This window comes from Helicobacter sp. 13S00482-2, from assembly GCF_002272795.1.
Taxonomy (GTDB): Bacteria; Campylobacterota; Campylobacteria; order Campylobacterales; family Helicobacteraceae; genus Helicobacter_J.
The window spans coordinates 1-4815 of the sequence record NZ_MLAT01000035.1; the positions used below are offsets into that span (position 1 = coordinate 1).

General features: G+C 30.2%; 9 protein-coding genes. 7 read left to right on the forward strand and 2 right to left on the reverse strand.

From position 1 onward, the window contains the following. The first annotated feature begins 123 nt into the window (after nucleotides 1-123). The 7 genes from BKH42_RS08855 to BKH42_RS08885 all read left to right on the forward strand — a co-directional run bounded on the left by BKH42_RS08855 (nucleotide 124) and on the right by BKH42_RS08885 (nucleotide 3985). Entirely contained in the window at nucleotides 124-459 is a 336-nt protein-coding gene (locus BKH42_RS08855; protein WP_095296241.1) for a hypothetical protein, read from the forward strand. Between the two features lie 208 nt (nucleotides 460-667). Further along, complete coding sequence (locus BKH42_RS08860) at nucleotides 668-850, forward strand: hypothetical protein (protein ID WP_095296242.1); 183 nt, start codon at nucleotides 668-670, stop codon at nucleotides 848-850. Between the two features lie 2 nt (nucleotides 851-852). Next, nucleotides 853-1161, forward strand: a complete 309-nt coding sequence (locus BKH42_RS08865) for a hypothetical protein (protein ID WP_095296243.1) — start codon at nucleotides 853-855, stop codon at nucleotides 1159-1161. Nucleotides 1162-1177: 16 nt separating this feature from the next. Continuing rightward, entirely contained in the window at nucleotides 1178-2131 is a 954-nt protein-coding gene (locus BKH42_RS08870; protein ID WP_143428608.1) for a hypothetical protein, read from the forward strand. A gap of 58 nt (nucleotides 2132-2189) precedes the next feature. Beyond that, complete coding sequence (locus tag BKH42_RS08875) at nucleotides 2190-2576, forward strand: hypothetical protein (RefSeq protein WP_143428609.1); 387 nt, start codon at nucleotides 2190-2192, stop codon at nucleotides 2574-2576. Nucleotides 2577-2683: 107 nt separating this feature from the next. After that, the gene (locus BKH42_RS08880; protein ID WP_095296246.1) at nucleotides 2684-3307 is read left to right on the forward strand and encodes a hypothetical protein; all 624 of its coding nucleotides are present in this window, start codon (nucleotides 2684-2686) and stop codon (nucleotides 3305-3307) included. Between the two features lie 3 nt (nucleotides 3308-3310). Next, a complete protein-coding gene (locus BKH42_RS08885; protein WP_095296247.1) occupies nucleotides 3311-3985 on the forward strand; it encodes a hypothetical protein in 675 nt (224 codons plus the stop codon). 146 nt (nucleotides 3986-4131) lie between these two features. On the opposite strand, the gene BKH42_RS08890 is transcribed toward BKH42_RS08885, so the two are convergent. After that, a complete protein-coding gene (locus BKH42_RS08890) occupies nucleotides 4132-4362 on the reverse strand; it encodes a hypothetical protein (RefSeq protein ID WP_095296248.1) in 231 nt (76 codons plus the stop codon). Nucleotides 4363-4467: 105 nt separating this feature from the next. Further along, nucleotides 4468-4626 (reverse strand): hypothetical protein, encoded by a 159-nt coding sequence (locus BKH42_RS09600; RefSeq protein ID WP_219349857.1) that lies wholly within the window; start codon nucleotides 4624-4626, stop codon nucleotides 4468-4470. Nucleotides 4627-4815: the final 189 nt, after the last annotated feature.

Genomic DNA, 4815 nt, shown 5'->3' on the forward strand with positions numbered 1-4815 from the left:
TTTTTAGTGGAGTCTTTTGACTTCTCAATTGTTTTTGTAGCCCACGTTTGGGATAGATTTTTATTTATCCCAATAGGGTGAATAGTCTATTCCTTAGAATATTTTTATTTCAAAGGAGATTTTATGAGACCAACTGAAGAATTTGTTGTTAAAAAACTTACAACACTGTTAAGAAAGGCTAATGAAGGATGGTATCAGAGAGATTTTTTATATCCAGATTATACTAACCAATACTTAGCTTTTATTATGAGTGATAATAGTCAAAGAAGTTACGATCGTCTTTTTAGAGCACAAAAATCGTTAAATAAGTTACTCAAAAATGTATTTACTTGTAAGGAACTAGAAGACTTAAACACTTTTCTCTTTATTGGAGGATTGACGTTTAATAAAACTGATTATTCTTACAGTAACACTTGGGGTGATTTAATGGGAATCTTTAAAGAGAATGGAGTCTTTTGACTTCTTAGATGATTATTTATTGTATATACCTTTCGTATGATCTAACAAGATCTATGAAATTTAGTATGTATAAAAAATAAGTTATCTGACAGTTATCACCGCCCTACTCTGGGAGAAGTTTAAACACTTATCCTAGATGGGGATAATACTGCTTAATCTTCTCTCCTACGTTTAGTAGATTTTCTACTAAAATTCAAGGAGATTTTTTATGAAAAAATACAAACTAACGTTTGTTTTGCTCATTCCTGTCCTTATTTTTGGAATAGGAACAATAAAAACAAACCAAAGCGAATTGTGCCAGAATAAAAATAATTTTTCAAGTGCTTCTAAATATTCTATAGCATTTAGCAATCAATTTAGTGGTTGCAATATTGAGCTATCAAGGAGATAACAATGGAAACAAAGTTAACTCCAAATAGAGTATTTGCTAGTGTTTTGCTTCATTTTAGGAAAAATCCAAAATGTATGCGAAAACAAGAAACTCCCAATCCTATTACTGGTGATAAAAATGTTTATGCTTATTATTTTAAAGATGACGATCAAGACATCACTTATTACATCAATGACAATTCTCTTGTTATTAGAGAAAATTGCCATAAGTATGTAGGAGGAAGTTACGAGAAGCTTACTAAGGAAGAAAGTTTTTTGGTCAGTGTAGGTGATGGAATATCCATCAAAAAAATCAAAGAAGAAATTTATTAATCAGGAGAATATAAAAATGGCAAGTAAGGCATTTATAGCAATAGAAAATAGTGACAATAGTGTAGATTTTACTAGATGCAGACATGATGGTTTTGATTTAGGTTCACTCTTAATAGAACACTACAGTTCTGCTAGTAAGTTAAAAGAGCTTATCGCATTAGGAGAGATATGGACTTTGGAAAAGGATATATATCCAGATGAATCAAAAGAGCATCTCATAACAGGGAAAAACGGCATAACAGATCTTAATAGAAGACAAAAAGACGTTAGTTTGTTCACATATAGAGATATTGACAGAACAAATAAAAAAATTCCTCTTTTTGATCCTTTCATATCAGGAAGAAGCTTTTTTGATCCTGATATTATAAAATGGGATCAATGCAAACCAATTCATTTTGAGAACTCTTTGTATTTTAGAGAACAACTTAATTGCGACTACACCTATTTGTATGATAAAAGAAATATATGGTGGGTATGTTTTAACAAGAAATGGCAAAAACTTGAAGATCATCTAGAAAGAGAAAGATTACTAGAATGGCCAAAACTTGAAGATCATCTAGAAAGAGAAAGATTACTAGAATGGTTCATAACAGAGTTTAAAACTTTTTCAGAACTAGATGCACATGAATATATTAAAAGACAATTTTTTGACTTTGCACTGAAACATATAGATTTGAAAGACGCAAAAGATTACTTAGAGAGTTTTCCATATTCTAAATGCAAACATTTTGAGACATTAGACCTTCTTATGGTTTTTGTCAAAGAAACAGTTATTAAAGGATATGAAGAATCTGTTGAATACTATAGAGGTAAGAAACATAATTTATTTGAAATAGCAAAAGAACTTCTAGAGGAAATTGAAACTAAAAGCAATGAGGATTTAATTGACTCATTTAGATTTTCAGGTTTTGAGATTATTGGAAATAAAGAAATTCCAAGTAGTGGTTTTTTGGTCTTTAAATTAGACTAAAAATTAGAAAAGGAGATTATAAATCTCAATGAAAATAACAATAAAAAAGGACAAAAAGATGAATAAGGTTTATAAAATTTTAGAAAGAGGACCGCTTAAAGAGATAGTCGCAGAAACAGAGAATGCGTTTGAATGTTTGGATATTTATTTTTATAAAATAAATGGGTGTGAAATGTTTGACATCGAAACTATAGAAAGTTTTAGAAAAGGATATGAAAGAGGATTTGAGAATTATAATGAAAATGAAAAGCCCGATATCCTTATAGATTACCCAGAATCCATAGATGCTAAATGGGTCGTGCACACAAGAGATGATAGGGAATTTGGTAGTTCCTATTTTTTAAAAATAGATAAAAATACGAAAGAAGAGGTTGCAGAGTATATTCTAAGGAATCCAACTTGTTTAAAAATCTTTGATCGCGTTGTTATAAAATATAAAAAATAATTAAAAAGACACCTCACTGTATAAAAGCATCACGAGCTTTAAAAAACTTAGTATGGTGCTTTTAATGAACATGAAATTTTTGAATAATCATAAAAAAGGACAAAAAGATGAAAGAGTTTATAGTTACCACAAGTGAAGGTCGAACTTTTGATATTGAAGATACTGAAGTTGAAAATGATCAGGTATTGGATTACATTGAAGCTAAAAACCTTCAAGAAGCCAAGGAGATTGTACAAGAGAATATCAAGATAAATCTATATGGAGCTTTTAATGATTATAGCATTTTTGAAAAAGCTAGATGTCCTCAAAAAGATATAAAATCTAAAGAGGATATAAAAAACTCAGTTGATGGCTTGTATGTTTTTCTAAGCTCTCCTGCTACAATGGATTTTTGTAATAGCACCATTGATGATACTGCTGTGCTTCTTTTTAATAACAAAAAAACTGTCTTGATTAGGGGTATCTTATCCATAGAAAGAGAGTTTTTAAAATTAGAAAATTCACAAAAAGATCTATCTGTAATTCACTCGAATAATCTAAAGCACTTTATTGATTTGCAAGAAAATGAAGACTTAAAAGAAAAATTACAGGGATTAAGCAATGAAGAATTACTTAAGTTGTGGAGAAAAATGGAAGCTACTCAATTTAAAGAAGAAGTGGATTATCACATCAGAATTGTAGGCTTATACCAAGAATTGCAACTAGATCAAGATATTAATCAAAAGGACTAAATTATGATACAATGCACTAAAGAAAATAAAGGAGAAACGATGGAAATACTACCCTATAGATTGACTGATGAAATGTATAAGGCCATCGATACTCGCTTTAAAGAAAAAAGAGACAGGGACATCGTTGTGTTCTGTTTGGAGGAAATTTTAGGTACTGAGAGTCAAATGGTTATCGATACGGTTAATAGAAAGATTAGCGGTATTATTTATGAGGTCAGTTCTGAACTTAAAAAAGAGTTTGCAACCAAATCAGATTTAGGATTAGTCAGAGCTGTTTTGGAAAAGCAAATCGCCGAAGTTAAAACTGAAATTGAAAAACGATTTGCTGAGGTTAAAGTTGATGTTGAAAAAGTCAAAACTGAGCTTAAGCAAGATATTGTGGATTTCAAAGTTGATGTTGAAAAGCAATTCACTGAAGTCAAAGTTGATATTCAAAAAGTCAGAACTGAAATTGCTGATGTCAAAACTGAGCTTAAGCAAGATATTGCTGATGTTAGGACTGAACTCAAGCAGGATATTGCAAAGGTTGGAACTGAATTAAGACAAGCTATCAAGGAAACAATATCTCAAAGCTTCGATGATAAAATAAAATCTTTTAAATATTCCATCATCGGTTGGTTTGTTGGAATTGCTATTGCTGCTATTGGAGCAATTGGGACAATTATCAAAATGTTTTAAGTATTTTAAAAATCCTTAGCTTGGCTTTGGATTTTCCTCTTTGAGGTTTATTAAGAGCTTAATGGAGCTTTTAATTGATTTCAAGAAGAAGTGTTTCTTATATTTGTTTGGGGAGTAAAAAATCCTATAAATCATTACAGGTACTCTTAACCTTTAAAAAGTCCAGAAAATACTATAAATGCTATTATAATTCCCGAGATAAAAGCTATTATTATTGTTGTGAAAAATGCCAATAAACCGCATTCATGAAGAGAAGAAAAAAAATAATCTTCTGTGTTATTTAGTTTTCTAAAAATTAAAATCATTGCAATAACTTGAATTATAGGCGTAATTAACATCACTGCTGCTACTGCTGTTCCCATATCTATTTGTAACATTTCTTATCCTTTACTTTTAATAATTAGGGTTATTTTAATATTTTTACCAAAGCTTCTCAACAGCAATTTATCACCCTCCTCCCTTCCTAGAACCTCAAACCCACCCTAATCTTTCTTCAAAATATGTAAATACTCAATCGTAGAATTCTGCTTGTATGTTCGCGAAGAATCATCTTTGAACCGTTGATAGGATTGCGAAACCATCGTATATTTCCCATATTTTTTGAACATAGCTTCTCTATATCCATATAATTTCATGTCCAATGATAGCCACTAAAAAAGCAATCATCATTATGAAAGTTTTTAAAATATTTTGTGATGAAAAGATATCAAAATCCATCTATTGCTCTACTTCAACCTGTTTCTTGATATTTTTTTCAAGACTTTCAACTGTTTTAAAAACACGCTTCCATCTGATAGAAAAAACCTCTTTTGGATTATCTTGTGCATCTA

What these genes read in the sequence shown, in the direction of transcription:
- BKH42_RS08860 (WP_095296242.1), top strand. Translation starts at nt 668, where the DNA reads ATGAAAAAATACAAACTAACGTTTGTTTTGCTCATTCCTGTCCTTATT.
- BKH42_RS08885 (WP_095296247.1), top strand. Translation starts at nt 3,311, where the DNA reads ATGATACAATGCACTAAAGAAAATAAAGGAGAAACGATGGAAATACTA.
- BKH42_RS08875 (WP_143428609.1), top strand. Translation starts at nt 2,190, where the DNA reads ATGAATAAGGTTTATAAAATTTTAGAAAGAGGACCGCTTAAAGAGATA.
- BKH42_RS08880 (WP_095296246.1), top strand. Translation starts at nt 2,684, where the DNA reads ATGAAAGAGTTTATAGTTACCACAAGTGAAGGTCGAACTTTTGATATT.
- BKH42_RS08890 (WP_095296248.1), bottom strand. Translation starts at nt 4,362, where the DNA reads ATGTTACAAATAGATATGGGAACAGCAGTAGCAGCAGTGATGTTAATT.
- BKH42_RS08855 (WP_095296241.1), top strand. Translation starts at nt 124, where the DNA reads ATGAGACCAACTGAAGAATTTGTTGTTAAAAAACTTACAACACTGTTA.
- BKH42_RS08865 (WP_095296243.1), top strand. Translation starts at nt 853, where the DNA reads ATGGAAACAAAGTTAACTCCAAATAGAGTATTTGCTAGTGTTTTGCTT.
- BKH42_RS08870 (WP_143428608.1), top strand. Translation starts at nt 1,178, where the DNA reads ATGGCAAGTAAGGCATTTATAGCAATAGAAAATAGTGACAATAGTGTA.